The organism is Rhodococcus sp. OS5, from assembly GCF_056837585.1.
This window is the reverse complement of record NZ_CM166368.1, coordinates 2,151,307-2,165,335: the sequence shown is the minus strand read 5'-3', so window position 1 is coordinate 2,165,335 and position 14,029 is coordinate 2,151,307. Positions and strand designations below refer to the sequence as shown.

Annotated in this window: 16 protein-coding genes and 1 riboswitch; of the genes, 7 read left to right on the top strand and 9 right to left on the bottom strand. The window is 63.5% G+C overall.

The genetic code is table 11. The features are described from left to right. Nucleotides 1–21: 21 nt before the first annotated feature. From ACVZUB_RS10015 to ACVZUB_RS09995, 5 genes are all read right to left on the bottom strand, one after another. Nucleotides 22–516 (bottom strand): barstar family protein, encoded by a 495-nt coding sequence (locus tag ACVZUB_RS10015; RefSeq protein ID WP_030535081.1) that lies wholly within the window; start codon nucleotides 514–516, stop codon nucleotides 22–24. After that, complete coding sequence (locus ACVZUB_RS10010) at nucleotides 516–1,034, bottom strand: ribonuclease domain-containing protein (protein ID WP_162114152.1); 519 nt, start codon at nucleotides 1,032–1,034, stop codon at nucleotides 516–518. Before ACVZUB_RS10010 ends, ACVZUB_RS10015 begins: the two co-directional genes overlap by 1 nt. 26 nt (nucleotides 1,035–1,060) lie before the next feature. After that, nucleotides 1,061–1,906 carry an exodeoxyribonuclease III gene (locus tag ACVZUB_RS10005; RefSeq protein WP_080712672.1) on the bottom strand — a complete coding sequence of 282 codons (846 nt, stop codon included), beginning with the start codon at nucleotides 1,904–1,906 and terminating at the stop codon, nucleotides 1,061–1,063. A gap of 36 nt (nucleotides 1,907–1,942) precedes the next feature. Further along, entirely contained in the window at nucleotides 1,943–3,151 is a 1,209-nt protein-coding gene (locus ACVZUB_RS10000) for an MFS transporter (protein ID WP_482628320.1), read from the bottom strand. A 130-nt stretch (nucleotides 3,152–3,281) separates the two neighbouring features. Continuing rightward, entirely contained in the window at nucleotides 3,282–4,505 is a 1,224-nt protein-coding gene (locus ACVZUB_RS09995) for an NADP-dependent isocitrate dehydrogenase (RefSeq protein ID WP_003940772.1), read from the bottom strand. 305 nt (nucleotides 4,506–4,810) lie between these two features. Then, nucleotides 4,811–4,951: riboswitch (SAM riboswitch) on the top strand. A gap of 143 nt (nucleotides 4,952–5,094) precedes the next feature. Here ACVZUB_RS09995 and ACVZUB_RS09990 point away from each other — a divergent pair. The 4 genes from ACVZUB_RS09990 (at nucleotide 5,095) to ACVZUB_RS09975 (ending at nucleotide 10,076) form a co-directional block, all read left to right on the top strand. Continuing rightward, complete coding sequence (locus ACVZUB_RS09990) at nucleotides 5,095–6,420, top strand: bifunctional o-acetylhomoserine/o-acetylserine sulfhydrylase (RefSeq protein WP_482628319.1); 1,326 nt, start codon at nucleotides 5,095–5,097, stop codon at nucleotides 6,418–6,420. After that, nucleotides 6,417–7,553, top strand: coding sequence for a homoserine O-acetyltransferase MetX (metX, locus tag ACVZUB_RS09985; protein ID WP_083057711.1), 1,137 nt, complete (start codon nucleotides 6,417–6,419; stop codon nucleotides 7,551–7,553). The genes ACVZUB_RS09990 and metX overlap by 4 nt, the downstream gene beginning before the upstream one ends. Before the next feature lie 118 nt (nucleotides 7,554–7,671). Beyond that, a complete protein-coding gene (locus tag ACVZUB_RS09980) occupies nucleotides 7,672–9,501 on the top strand; it encodes a DEAD/DEAH box helicase (RefSeq protein WP_482628318.1) in 1,830 nt (609 codons plus the stop codon). After that, nucleotides 9,501–10,076: an SWIM zinc finger family protein gene (locus tag ACVZUB_RS09975; protein WP_063316674.1), complete on the top strand. Its 576-nt coding sequence runs from the start codon at nucleotides 9,501–9,503 to the stop codon at nucleotides 10,074–10,076. The genes ACVZUB_RS09980 and ACVZUB_RS09975 overlap by 1 nt, the downstream gene beginning before the upstream one ends. 5 nt (nucleotides 10,077–10,081) lie before the next feature. Here the strand turns inward: ACVZUB_RS09975 and ACVZUB_RS09970 are convergent, their stop codons facing one another. After that, nucleotides 10,082–10,366, bottom strand: a complete 285-nt coding sequence (locus ACVZUB_RS09970) for a DUF3017 domain-containing protein (protein ID WP_003940740.1) — start codon at nucleotides 10,364–10,366, stop codon at nucleotides 10,082–10,084. A 5-nt stretch (nucleotides 10,367–10,371) separates the two neighbouring features. Beyond that, entirely contained in the window at nucleotides 10,372–11,229 is an 858-nt protein-coding gene (locus ACVZUB_RS09965) for a bifunctional methylenetetrahydrofolate dehydrogenase/methenyltetrahydrofolate cyclohydrolase (protein WP_007727401.1), read from the bottom strand. Nucleotides 11,230–11,260: 31 nt separating this feature from the next. Between ACVZUB_RS09965 and ACVZUB_RS09960 the strand changes: the two genes are divergently transcribed. Together ACVZUB_RS09960 and ACVZUB_RS09955 are read left to right on the top strand one after the other, a co-directional pair. After that, complete coding sequence (locus ACVZUB_RS09960) at nucleotides 11,261–11,773, top strand: GNAT family N-acetyltransferase (RefSeq protein ID WP_233405679.1); 513 nt, start codon at nucleotides 11,261–11,263, stop codon at nucleotides 11,771–11,773. 32 nt (nucleotides 11,774–11,805) lie between these two features. Continuing rightward, a complete protein-coding gene (locus ACVZUB_RS09955; RefSeq protein WP_007727403.1) occupies nucleotides 11,806–12,081 on the top strand; it encodes a DUF1905 domain-containing protein in 276 nt (91 codons plus the stop codon). A 6-nt stretch (nucleotides 12,082–12,087) separates the two neighbouring features. Here ACVZUB_RS09955 and ACVZUB_RS09950 read toward each other — a convergent pair whose 3' ends face one another. Further along, nucleotides 12,088–12,708 (bottom strand): pentapeptide repeat-containing protein, encoded by a 621-nt coding sequence (locus ACVZUB_RS09950; RefSeq protein ID WP_003940770.1) that lies wholly within the window; start codon nucleotides 12,706–12,708, stop codon nucleotides 12,088–12,090. Between the two features lie 33 nt (nucleotides 12,709–12,741). Then, nucleotides 12,742–13,425: an excalibur calcium-binding domain-containing protein gene (locus ACVZUB_RS09945; protein WP_063316676.1), complete on the bottom strand. Its 684-nt coding sequence runs from the start codon at nucleotides 13,423–13,425 to the stop codon at nucleotides 12,742–12,744. A 135-nt stretch (nucleotides 13,426–13,560) separates the two neighbouring features. Between ACVZUB_RS09945 and ACVZUB_RS09940 the strand changes: the two genes are divergently transcribed. Continuing rightward, the gene (locus ACVZUB_RS09940) at nucleotides 13,561–14,025 is read left to right on the top strand and encodes a tRNA (cytidine(34)-2'-O)-methyltransferase (protein ID WP_007727408.1); all 465 of its coding nucleotides are present in this window, start codon (nucleotides 13,561–13,563) and stop codon (nucleotides 14,023–14,025) included. Nucleotides 14,026–14,029: the final 4 nt, after the last annotated feature.

Below are 14,029 nucleotides of genomic sequence, written 5' to 3'. Positions count from 1 at the left end.
CGATCTTTTCACGAGTGGAAATCAGTGCAGTGGCGTGGTGCCCGGGTAGTCGAGTTCGACGAGGTCTTCACCGTGGGCGGTGAGGTCCTCCGCACCGAACTGGTAGACGGTCCGGAAAACGACGGGTTCCCATTCTTCGGCGTAGAAGTCCATCGTTTCGCAGAACCACTCCAACTGATCCTGTTGCTCGGACAGTAGAGAACCCGCGCCTCGGACCACAACTACATATCCGGCGCCGAGTCCGAGGACGTCGTCGAGATCGCGCATGACGTCGTCGAAAGCGTCTTTATTTCGCCCGAAGTGGGACGGAAACTGGAAGGCTGCCGCAAACTCGTCGAAGACCTGCGCCGTTGTCCGCATGTTCTCTCCGCGAACCACCCGAACGACAAAATTCTCGGCACGGAGTTGACGTGCAAGATCATCTGCAACGGCCGGGTCGCTCTGCAGCGCCACCGAAGCCACATCCGAAGACGGATCCAGCCACTGCGCCACGCTGACCGTAGACGAATCGGACATCAGCGAATCCTCACAAACGTGTCGTAGTGATCGAGGGTGTACCACGCCGAACCGTCGTTGCCGGTGACGATTCGCTCGGCGTCGCGTCCTTGGCCGTTCTTCTTCGGGTTCACGTCCCATTCCTGATAGACGACACGTCCGCCACCGGCACCGACAGCGGGTAGACGTCCTTCGCTGTTGCGGAAGGTGATGCCGCCCTTGGTGCCCGGCGCATTGGCGGAATCCGGCCACCTCCCGGCGTCGATCTCCACCAGCGTGGCGAGCACTCGCGCCGGCGCATCGCTGTTCGTCTGCTGCGTTGTCTTGACAGCGGAGCTCGAGGGCACGGAACTCGACGGCGCAGCCTTGGTGGTGGCGCCAGGCTTGGCTTGAACACTCGAGGACTGGGCACTCGAGGACTTCGTCACCGCCGACGCCGAACTGTCGGAGTCACGTGAAGAAAGGGTGACCGCCAGCACGAGCGCAACCACCGCCACCACGACGGTGATGATGGCGTTGCGCGTCTTTGCGCTCGGCATTTTCAGACCTTCAGACATACGCGTCTCTATCGGTACGAGACGGTGACAGGCGCATGATCCGACCAACGGAGGTCGTAGGACTCAGCGCGTTCCACGAGCGCGACCTTGGCCCGCTCGGCGTATCCGCGAGTGGCAACCTGGTAATCGATACGCCAACCCGAATCGTTGTCGAATGCCTTTCCGCGGTACGACCACCACGAGTACGGGCCGTCGACACCCGGATGGAGGGCGCGGAAGACGTCCACCCACGCGGAATCTTCGGCGAACAGCAGATCCATCCAGGCGCGCTCCTCGGGGAGGAATCCCGAAGACTTCTTGTTGGTCTTCCAGTTCTTGAGGTCGAGTTCGGTGTGCGCGATGTTCCAATCGCCGCTGACCACCACGTGACGATCGGCAGCCTCGGCCGCCGCAGCGGTGGTAGCGAGGTGAACTGCGAAGGACGCCATGAACCGCTCCTTCTCCTCCTGCTTCGGCGTGAGCGCCTCACCGGAGGGCAGGTACAGGCTCGCGACGGTCAGATCGGCGAAGTCGGCTTCGATGTATCGACCGGCGTCGAGAAACTCGTCGTCCCCGTGACCGATCCGCACCGCGTCAGGTTCCGTGCGTGAGAGCACCGCGACTCCGTTGCGTCCCTTCGCGGACGGCTCGGCGGAGACGAGGAACCATCCGTTGCCGAGCGCTGGTTCGAGAGTCTCGCGAAGCTGATCGTCCGACGCACGCGTTTCCTGAAGGCAGATGAAATCCGCCGACGTCTTCTCCAGCCAGTCGAGCATGCCCTTGCGGGCCGCTGCGCGAACGCCGTTGACGTTCACGGACGTGATGGTGTGGGGCGCAAGAATGTGGGAGTCAGCAGTTTGTGGCACGGCAAGCACCGTAGCCGATTCCACCGACGCGGATGGGCGCCCAGGTCAGCGCGCGGCCCTACGCTGCAGAATCACCGCTACCGACAGCACGACGAGACCCGCGACGGCCAGCAACGACCCCACCGCTGCCGGCGCGGTGTACCCGTAACCGGCTGCGATGACGCCGCCGCCGATCCACGCTCCGAAGGCGTTGGCGATGTTGAGTGCGGCGTGATTGAGAGACGCGGCCAAGGTCTGAGCATCCTCGGCGACATCCATCAACCGTGTCTGGAGGCCAGGCACCATCGACGACCCGGCGAGCCCGATGAGGAAGACGAAGACGAGCGCCGTGTACGGATTGCGCACGGCGATAACGAAGATCGCGAGGATGACCACGAGGGATCCCATCGACAGGAACAAGCCCTTCATCAGTGCGCGATCCGCGAGGTATCCACCGACGAAGTTGCCGGCCACCATGCCCAGTCCGTACAGCATGAGTGCGAGGGGAATGAACGAAGCGCCAAGCCCGGACACGTCGGTGAGAGTCGTACTGATGTAGGTATAGACGGCAAACATCCCGCCGAATCCGACCATGCCCACGATCAGGGTCATCCACACCTGAACGCGGCCCAGTGCCCCGAGTTCGGTGATCGGATTCGTCACCGGCATGCCGTCCAAACGCGGAATCCAGACGAAGAGCGAAGCAACGGTTGCCACTCCGATCACGGCGACCAAGGCGAAGGCGCTGCGCCAGCCGAGTGCCTGGCCGATCCAGGCCGCGACCGGTACCCCGATCACGTTGGCCACGGAAAGACCCATCATCACCATGGCGACGGCCTTCGCGCGTTTTCCCGGTTCGGCCAGGTGAGCTGCGACCAGTGCGGCGACTCCGAAATACGCGCCGTGCGGCAATCCGGCGACGAAGCGGGCCATCATCAGCGTCGTGTACGAGGGCGCGAAAACCGTGGCGGCATTGCCGACGGTGAACGCGACCATGAGTGCGATCAACAGGGTGCGGCGCGGTACTCGTGCGGTGAGTGCAGCGATCAGCGGAGCGCCGACGACAACCCCGAGCGCGTACGCCGAGATCACGTGACCCGCGACGGGTTCCGAGACACCGAGTCCGGATGCCATTTCCGGGAGCAACCCCATGGCGACGAACTCGGTTGTGCCGATACCGAAACCGCCGAGAGCGAGAGCGAGCATCGCCGGACCTCTGGCGGAACGAACCCCGGGTGTCGAGGTGTCAGAACGGGAGAGGGTAGACGAAGTCACTGATCAATTGTGGTCTCACACCTGGTTGAACTTCCAAGTGAGAGCGGGTGAGTTCACTCACGTGAGACCGCGAACACAAATGGGACGCCTGGTTTCCCAGACGTCCCATTTGACAGGTGAAGCGGTGAATCTACTTCGCGGCCATGGCCTTCTGCAGGTTCACGTCGAGTGCGCCGAGGAACTCCTCGGTGGTCAGGTAGCCCTGATCGCCGCCGACCAGCATCGAGAGGTCCTTGGTCATCTGGCCGCTTTCGACGGTCTTGATGACAACGTCTTCGAGCGCCTGCGCGAAGCCGATGACCTCAGGGGTGCTGTCGAGTTTGCCACGATGCTCGAGCCCGCGGGTCCACGCGAAGATGGACGCGATCGGGTTGGTCGAGGTGGGCTTGCCCTGCTGGTGCTGACGGTAGTGACGCGTCACGGTGCCGTGAGCAGCCTCTGCCTCACAGGTCTTTCCGTCCGGTGTCAGCAGAACCGACGTCATGAGGCCGAGCGAGCCGAAGCCCTGGGCCACGGTGTCGGACTGGACGTCGCCGTCGTAGTTCTTGCATGCCCAGACGTATCCGCCCTCCCACTTGAGTGCGGAAGCGACCATGTCGTCGATGAGGCGGTGCTCGTAGGTCAGACCTGCAGCATCGAACTCAGCCTTGAACTCGGTCTCGTAGACGTGCTGGAAGATGTCCTTGAAGGCACCGTCGTACGCCTTGAGAATGGTGTTCTTGGTGGACAGGTACACCGGGTAGTTCTGCTGCAGTCCGTAGGTGAGCGACGCGCGAGCGAAGTCACGGATGGACGTGGTGAAGTTGTACTGCCCCTGGACGACGCCGCCCTCTTCGGGGAAGTTGACCAGTTCGTGCTCGATCGGTGCGCTGCCGTCCTCAGGCGTGTAGGTGATCATCACCTTGCCGGGGCCGGGGACCTTGAAGTCTGTGGCGCGGTACTGGTCGCCGAATGCGTGACGGCCGATGATGATCGGCTTGGTCCAGCCCGGAACGAGTCGCGGAACGTTGGAGATGATGATCGGTGCGCGGAAGATCGTGCCGCCGAGAATGTTGCGGATCGTTCCGTTCGGGGAACGCCACATCTTCTTGAGACCGAATTCCTCGACACGTGCCTCGTCCGGCGTGATCGTGGCGCATTTGACGCCGACGCCGTGCTTCTGGATCGCGTGCGCTGCGTCGATGGTGACCTGGTCGTCGGTCTCGTCGCGGTACTCGATACCGAGGTCGTAGTACTCGAGGTTCACATCGAGATACGGATGGATCAACTTGTCTTTGATGAACTGCCAGATAATGCGCGTCATCTCATCGCCGTCGAGTTCGACGACGGTGCCCTCAACCTTGATTTTGGACATGGGTGCTTCGCGTCCTCCTAGGAAGTTTCCCTGGTTACACGGTTGCGGTCACACTTTGTGAGTGGGTCCGCGAACGGTTCGATTATCAAACCTAGACGGTGTGGACTGATCTCGGGAGATGAGTCCCAAACAAGACAAGCGTACTGCTAACCCGTGAGGCCGCAACCGGCAGGTCCACTCATCGGTCTCTACTCGCGAGTAACTTTTGCCTGCTAGTGGGCTGCGTCGCTCTGCCTCGCGTGCGGTTGCGGCTCACATTTCGCCCCGTGTCAGGACTGCGCTCACTTCCCGGTAGAATCCGACTTGGTCATGAGTGCCAGCGTCAAGCCCCGGCTCGCTGGACGGCAACCCTCCAACCGCGGTGGGGTGCCCCGGGTGATGACCAGGTTTCCCGACGTGGATCTGCTCGCGCAGTTCCACCGCAATTCGGGTGACAAGCGCGGGTCCGACAGGGACGGACCCCAGACCGGGCCGAGCCCCACGGAGGTATTTCAGTATGTGTCGCACTTGTAGATAGACCCCAGCACGGGGCGGCGATCATTCGCCCCCGTCCGACATCTATCCGTCAGACCACTGGAGTGAACAAATCATGACCGACAACACAGCCGACGCCGCAGCAACTTCGGATCCGACCGCGAACTGGTCGTTCGAGACCAAGCAGGTGCACGCCGGACAAACAGCGGACACCGCCACCAATGCGCGCGCTCTGCCGATCTACCAGACCACCAGCTACGTCTTCGACAGCACCGATCACGCTGCTGCACTGTTCGGCCTCGCCGAGCCGGGCAACATCTACACGCGGATCATGAATCCCACACAGGACGCCGTCGAGCAGCGCATCGCTGCCCTCGAAGGCGGAGTCGCCGCACTCCTCCTCTCCTCGGGTCAGGCCGCCGAGACCATCGCGATCCTCAACATCGCCGAGGCCGGCGACCACATCGTCTCCAGCCCGTACCTGTACGGCGGCACGTACAACCTCCTGCACTACACCCTTCGCAAGCTGGGTATCGAAGTCACGTTCGTCGAGGATCCCGACAATCTCGAGCAGTGGCGCGAAGCCATTCGCCCGAATACGAAGGCGTTCTACGGCGAAACGATCGCCAATCCGAAGAACCACATCCTCGACCTACCCGGTATCTCGTCACTGGCCCACGAGAACGGTCTTCCGTTGATCGTGGACAACACAGTCGCGACGCCGTACCTGCTTCGCCCACTCGAACACGGCGCCGACATCGTCGTTCACTCCGCCACCAAATACCTTGGTGGACACGGCACCGCGATCGCCGGCGTCATCGTCGACGGTGGCACTTTCGACTGGACGCAGGGTCGCCACACGAACTTCACGACGCCTGATCCCAGCTACCACGGCGTCACCTTCGCGGACCTCGGCGCGCCGGCGTTCGCACTCAAGGCCCGCGTCCAACTGCTGCGCGATCTCGGTTCCGCCGTGGCGCCGTTCAACGCGTTCCTCATCGCGCAGGGTATCGAAACCTTGAGCCTGCGCATCGAGCGCCACGTATCCAATGCACAGAAGGTCGCCGAATTCCTCGACGGTCACGTCGAGGTCGCCTCCGTTTCCTACGCGGGACTTCCCTCCTCGCCATGGTTCGAACGTGGAAAGCAGCTGACGCCCAATGGAACCGGCGCAATCGTCACCTTCGAGCTGCCCGGCGGTATCGATGCGGGCAAGACGTTCGTCAACGCCCTGACGCTGCACAGCCACGTCGCCAACATCGGTGACGTTCGCTCACTCGTCATCCACCCCGCCTCGACGACACACTCGCAGCTCACCCCCGAAGAGCAGCTCGCCTCCGGTGTCACCCCCGGGCTCGTCCGCCTCGCGGTCGGCATCGAAGGAATCGACGACATCCTCGCCGATCTCACCGTCGGCCTGGCAGCGGTGGCAAACTCGTGACCGTGAACGAATTGGAGCCCAGGATCGACCTCCTGCCCCCACCCGACGGCCAGGTGGGGTTCGTCGACATCGGTGCCTTGGAACTCGAGAGCGGCGCGGCAATCCCATCGGTTTCGCTCGCCGTTCAGCGGTGGGGTGAGCTTTCCCCGAACCGCGACAACGTCGTACTCGTCGAGCACGCACTGACCGGAGACTCACACGTCACCGGACCGATCTCCGCGAATCAGCCCTCCCCCGGCTGGTGGAACGGGATGGTCGGCCCCGGCGAACCGATCGACACCGGCGAATGGTGCGTCATCGCAACCAATGTCCTCGGTGGTTGTCGCGGCACGACCGGTCCCAGTTCGCCGGCCGACGACGGCAAGCCGTGGGGCAGCAGGTTCCCGGAGATCTCCATCCGGGATCAGATCGCGGCGGAGAAGAAGCTCGTCGATCTCCTCGGGATCGACCAGTTGGCCTCGGTAGTCGGCGGATCCATGGGGGGCATGCGCACCCTCGAATGGGCAGTTACCTACCCGGACGGCATTCGCTCCGCGTTGGTTCTCGCAACCGGTTCACGGGCCACTGCAGATCAGATCGGCACCCAGACGACGCAGATCGCTGCCATCGTCTCCGATCCGGATTGGCAGGGCGGTGACTACCACGGAACGGGGCGGGCACCTCGCGCCGGACTCGGCATCGCCCGTCGCATCGCGCACCTCACGTACCGCACCGAGGCCGAACTTGACGCACGCTTCGAGAACTCCGCTCAGAACGACGAAAATCCTTGGAACGGTGGACGATACGCCGTACAGAGTTACCTGGAACATCAGGCAGACAAGCTGGTCGACCGCTTCGACCCGAGCACGTACGTCCTCCTGACCGAGGCCATGAACCGGCACGACATCGGTCGTGGACGCGGCGGTGTTGCGGCGGCGTTGGCATCGATCACGGCACCGGTCGTGGTGGGCGGCGTCGACTCGGATCGGCTGTATCCCCTTCGCTTGCAGGAGGAGATCGCCGACGGAATTTCCACGTGCAGCGGCCTCGAGATTCTCAAGTCCAAGGACGGCCACGACGGCTTCCTGACGGAGGCGGACGCCGTCGCCGGACTGCTTCGCCGGACGATGGAGTTCGCGCGTACGGCTCGCTGATTCGGCACAGAGCCACGTTTTCAGGATTCGTCAATGTCGGGAAAACCACAGCTGATCTGCGGGTTTTCCCGACATTCTCATTGGCGAACGTGAGCCGGCGCGGCTAGCATCGGCGAACGTGAATCAGCCATGCTCGACGCGCCTGCAGGCTACGTACATTCCCGAGCACATGTCCTTCGCGTTCTGGGGTGACGCAGACCCGGCAACGCGGCTGTCGGCACTGGGGATGCCGACCGGGTCGCCGGGCGTGTGCAGGCTTGCGATCCCGGTCGACGAGTCGATCACAGCAACCGACGTCGGAGCGCAACTGCTCGACCTCACCACCGCGATCGACGCGTTCCACAACCTCGATGCTGGTCGCGGCGACCTCGGATCGTCGCTGCTCGCGTGGAAGCGCGTCATCGACACCGGCGCACATGACATTCCGACCGCAGCGCATGCCGCTATCGAGCGCGACGACACGAAGATCCGAAGCGCCGCGTCCACGGTGCGGTTGTTCACGGAAGCGCGCGCGGCCATCGAGAGTCTTCGCCGAGCAAAGATTCAGGCGACTCTGCGCCCGTATCAAATGCAGGGAGTTGCCTGGCTGACGGCTCTGTCGGGTTCGGGCGGTGGGATCTTGGCCGATGAGATGGGTTTGGGTAAGACACTGCAAGCGATTTCGATGATCGCGATCCGCGCCGGCGACGGTCCGCATCTGGTTGTGTGTCCCACCTCGGTGATAGGAAACTGGCGCCGCGAGATCGAGCGATTCGCTCCGCATCTGCCACTGCACGTTCATCACGGGGCCGCCCGTGCACTTCCCACTCGTATCCCCGCCGGCACTACGGTTCTGACCAGCTACAGCGTCTTGCGTTCCGACGCAGCCCAATTGGCCCCGGTCCATTGGAGTTCAGTGGTCTTCGACGAGGCGCAACAGATCAAGAACCCCGCTTCCCTCGCCGCGAAAGCAGCAATGCAGTTGTCGGCGGACGTCAAGGTAGCGATGACCGGCACGCCGGTGGAGAACCGTCTCGAAGAATTGTGGTCGCTCTTTCGCGTCGCCAATCCCGACGTCCTCGGAACTCGCGCACGGTTTCGTCAACGCTTTGCCGTACCGATCGAATCCGGTCGATCGGCCACCGCGGCGACCAGGCTTGCCGCGGTCATCGATCCCTTCATTCTGCGCAGAACCAAAGACACAGTGGCAAAGGATCTTCCGCCCAAGCAGTTCTCCACGGTCTCGTGCACTCTGACGTCGGAACAGGCGCGCATCTACCGGTCGGCAGTTGCCGATGCGTTCGACTCCGGATTGGGCACGGGAATTGCCCGGCGTGGCAACATCCTTGCGCTTCTGACCACTCTCAAGCAGGTATGCAATCACCCGGCGCAGGTCACCGGCGATACGGACGACCTCTACGGAAGATCCGGAAAGCTCGACCGCGCAACGGAAATGATCGCCGAGATCGTCGACGACGGCGATCGCGCGCTGATATTCACGCAGTACCGGACGATGGGCGAGATGCTCTCGCGACACCTGGGAGCCGAACTGGGAATCGGCGCCGTGCCTTTCCTCCACGGCGGCCTGAACACCGACAAACGAGACGCGATGGTCGACGCGTTCCAGAACGAGACGGATTCACCACCGGTTCTGATTCTGAGCTTGCGCGCCGCCGGCTTCGGCCTCAACCTCACGCGCGCAAGTCATGTCGTGCACTACGACCGGTGGTGGAACCCAGCCGTCGAGGATCAAGCAACCGACCGGGCACACCGCATCGGCCAGAAACGCACCGTCAACGTCCACACCTTGGTGACGGGCGGTACCGTGGAGGATCACATAGCAGCGATGCACGAGTCCAAACGAGTTGTGGCCGATGCTGTCTCCGGGAACGTCGAGGCCGCGCTGGCCGATCTCCCCGACACCGAACTGCGTGAACTTCTCGAACTCGACGGCGCGGTGATCATCTGATGGCCAACGAATTCGGCGTCACCGCTTGGGGTCGAGCGTGGCTGCGCACGGTGGAGCGGACCGCGGCGTCCGGTCCGAACCCGTCCCTGCCGACGGCTCGCACCCTGGCACGCAACGGTTCCGTGGAGTTCACCGTCGTCTCGTCGGGGACCGTCGTCGCCGAGGTGAGCACCAAGGCAAAAACTTCGTCAGTGACGATTGGTGTCCCGCTCTGGACCAAATCCGAGATCGCTGCAGTGAAGAGCCTTCTCCGTTCGGCTGGAAAGGCGAACAGATCCGTCTCCACCGGCGAACTGCCGGACAGCATCGTCACCGAACTGCAGGCTCGAAATATCGCAGTAGCCGTTGATCTTTCGGAGTGCACTGCCAGCTGCGACTGCTCAGGTAGACGCTCGCCGTGCGTTCACCATCTCGCCGCGATCTACGCCCTCGCCGGGCGAATCGACGAGGAACCTGCACTTGCGGTGACGTTACGGAGTGCAACGGTCAAGGCTGGAAAGAAGTCGACATCCGCACATTCACCGGAGTGGATCCCTTTGAGTGATATCGACATTCGCTCGTTCTACGGGGACTGATCTTCTCAGTCGGTACCGAGCGGATCGATGGTCAGGGCGAGCGTCGCGATCAGCACACCCATAACGCCCATCGCCGCAGTGTCGAAGACCCTTCCACGCACCGCGAGCAACCCCACACGGTTCTCGGGAACGAACCACCGAGCGGCAGCTCCGATGATGACGGCAACACCGAAGACGAGGGCGCCGCGGCGCCACCGGTCGGCCAGCACGAGAACCACGGCCGCCGCGATCACGGCGAGGACCGCGAGCATGGGCAGATTCTTCTTCGCGAGGCCGACCAGTGAGGACATCGGACTCAGACTCCGGCCAGAACCCGCTCGGCGCGCTCGACCACGTTGGTGATCAGGAACGCGCGGGTCAGCGGTCCGACACCACCGGGGTTGGGTGAGACGAAGCCGGCGACCTCGTTGACGTCGGCTGCGACGTCGCCGCGCAGGCCGTCGTCGGTGCGACTGACGCCGACGTCGAGGACCGCTGCCCCGGGCTTGACCATGTCTGCGGTGATGAGGCCGGGAACGCCGGCGGCAGCGACGATGATGTCGGCGCGGCGAACCTCGGCCGCGAGATCGCGGGTACCGGTGTGGCAGAGCGTGACCGTCGCGTTCTCGCTACGACGCGTCAGCAGCAATCCGATCGGGCGACCGACTGTGACGCCTCGTCCGACTACCACCACGTGTGCGCCGGCAATAGGGACCTCGTAGCGGCGCAGGAGATGCAGGATTCCACGCGGGGTGCACGGCAGCGGGGCTTCCTTGCCCAACACCAGTCGACCGAGGTTGACCGGGTGCAAGCCGTCGGCGTCCTTGTCGGGGTCGATGCGCTCGAGGGCTGCGTTCTCGTCAAGGTGCTTGGGAAGCGGCAACTGCACGATGTAGCCGGTGCACTCGGGATTGGCATTGAGCTCGTCGATCGTCGCGTTGAGCTGCTCCTGCGTGATGTCGGCAGGCAGGTCGCGTCGCAAAGAATTGATGCCGACCTTGGCGCAGTCGTTGTGCTTGCCGCGCACGTAAGCCGCGGATCCGGGGTCGTCGCCCACCAGGATGGTACCCAAGCCGGGTGTGATGCCCTCTGCCTTCAGAGCGCTCACCCGCACCTTCAGGTCTTCGAAGATTTCGTCGCGGGTAGCTTTGCCGTCGAGGATCGTTGCAGTCACGGCGACCATTGTTCCAGGTTAGGGTCGATGAGTGACAACGGCTCCGGAACTACGCGGCCCGAGGGTGCTCCTCTCCCCCGTCGCGCCCGATCATCACGCCCGTCTGCGGGCAATTCACCTGCACCCGGACGTCGTGCAGTGGTGGCAAAATCCCGACGACGACTGGCCTGCGGCGCCAGAAGCCGGAACCACGCACTACAGCATCTTCCACGGCGACCAACTGATCGGCTTCATCCAGTGGTACGAAGCGGAAGACAACCCCGACTTCCGCCACGCCGGGCTCGACTTGTTCCTCGATCCCGACTTCCACGGCCGAGGGTTCGGTCGCGAATCGATTCGCGTGCTGTGTGCCCACCTGATCGACGACCTCGCATTCCACCGTCTGGTCATCGACCCGGAGGTCGACAACTCCGTCGCCATCGCGTGCTACCGATCGGTGGGGTTCAAAGACGTCGGGGTGATGCGCGAGTATTCGCGAGATCGCCATGGTGTGTGGAAGGACGGACTGCTGATGGATCTGCTCGCACGGGAATTCATCCGCTGATCGACTGGGACGAGTTCGAAAGGACCGACATCATGTTGCTGGACAAGGAATTCACGGCCACCCTGCAGAAGAGCGACGCCAAGGGCGGGTGGACTTATGTGATCTGGCCGGAGTCCGCCGAGTTCTTCGGCACCCGCGGCCTGGTCAAGGTACGCGGGACGATCGACGGACATCCGTTCCAGAGTTCGTTCATGGCGTTGGGAGACGGTAACCACAAGCTGCCGGTCAAAGCCGATCTTCGCAAAGCCATCGGCAAGGAGACCGGCGAGCTGGTGACGGTGCGCCTCGAGGAGCGCTTGGAGAGCTAGGCGCTGCTACTTCATGTCGACGACAAGACCGTGCGCCGACGCGTACGCCACCGCCTGCATCAACTCGATCTGCGCGTTTCCGACGGACGCGGACGTCCACAGGCTCGGATCGATCCGTGCACCGCGCAGGTCTGCACCTTCGAGTTTGAGTCCACCCGTACGAGCACCGGACAGATCCGCCGACGCCAGCACCGCGCCCCGCATGTCGGCCCGAACCAGGTTCGCTTCACGGAAGCGGCATGAGGTGAAGTCGATCTTTCTCAGGTCCGCCCCGCCGAGTGAGGTCAACGAGAAGTCGACTTCGTCGAGCGTCAACGGCCGGATGCGGCAACCGTCGAACGTCGACCCGAGCAGACTGCAGTTTCGGAACGTGCTGTGCCACAGGCTGGTCCGGGCAAAATTGCACGAGCGGAACGCAGTTCCCGTGTGCACGGACTCCCCCAGATCGGTGCCGGTGAAATCACAATCCGTGAACACCACCGACTCCGTCGTGAGTCCGGTGAGGTCGGCGTCTCGGAAATTGCAGTTGGTGAAAGTGCGCTGACGCCACTTCTGCCCGGCCAGCCGCGCGTCTGAATAGTCTTCGCCGACGACATCGTCGGATTCTTCGGGGAGCATGCCGTCCATACTGCCCCGCCGCACCGACACCGGTTCGATCGCCTAGGTCTCGCAGGCCACGCCGTCACCGTCACGATCAAGCTTGGACGAATAGCCGGGATCGCCGCGGTAGATCGGGGCAGCACCGGCCGCTCGCACGGCTGCACAGTTGGCGTAATACACCCCCGCGTCAGGCACCTTGGCCGGCGGCGGAACGTAGGCGGGTTCCGTTGTCTTCGGGGGCGTGTACGCCGGAGCGGGCGGAACGTACGGCGTTGTCGTGGTCTCCGGAACCTGAGGCACCAGCGGCACGATTGCCACGGTGGTTGTCGTGGTCGGCAGCGTCGTCGCGGTAGTCGTGGTCGGCGGGGCGGACGACGTTGTGGTCTTTGTCGTCGACGGGACAGTGCTCTTGGTTGTCGTCGCTGCAGCTGTCGCCGAAGAGGTCGCAGCAGGCGTCGTCGATTCTTCCGACTTGCCCGCTCCCGTCGCCGCGGCGATGGCAACCAGCCCCACGACTGCCGCGCCGGCGATCCACGGCCACTTACGCCGCGTCTTGCCTTCCTCGGCGTTAGTGTCCGGCGCCGCCGATCCGGGTGCGCCGAAGACCTGCGTGGGAGTGCCGAAAACCTGAGTGGGTGCGTCGACGCCCTTGGGCCGTGTCTGCGCGGTCCACTGCTGACCGTCCCAGTAACGGTCGATCGTGGGGTCGAAGGGGTCGGGGTTCCAACCGGCGGGAGGGTTCATCAAATGTCCGTTCTGCGAAGAGTGCCGGAAATAGATTCGCACGGACTGGCCGGTTTGTTACCAATTCGCCCACACTTCCCGACCGGTCTTCTCACGGACGTGGGCACCGATACGTCGCCCGGTACAGTTCCTCGAGTGTTCCGAGTGATGTTCCACGAGCCCCGCATCCCACCCAACACCGGAAACGCGATCCGCATGGTCGCGGGCACCGGTTGCGAACTCCACCTGGTCGGCCCTCTCGGGTTCGACTTGTCGGAGCCGAAGCTCAAGCGCGCAGGCTTGGACTACCACGACCTGGCGACTGTCACGGTCCACGAAAACCTGACCGCTGCCTGGGAAGCCGTCACCCCCGCTCGCGTATTCGCCTTCACCGCGCACGCGACCACGTCGTATGCCGATATCGCCTACCAACCCGGCGACGTCCTGCTGTTCGGACCCGAACCCACCGGACTGTCCGAAGAAGTATTGGCGGACGAACACGTCACCGAGCGCCTGCGTATCCCGATGCTGCCCGGACGCCGGTCCCTCAACCTGTCCAACGCTGCCGCCCTCGTGACGTACGAGGCCTGGCGTCAGCACGGGTTCAAGGGCGCTGTCTGATCGA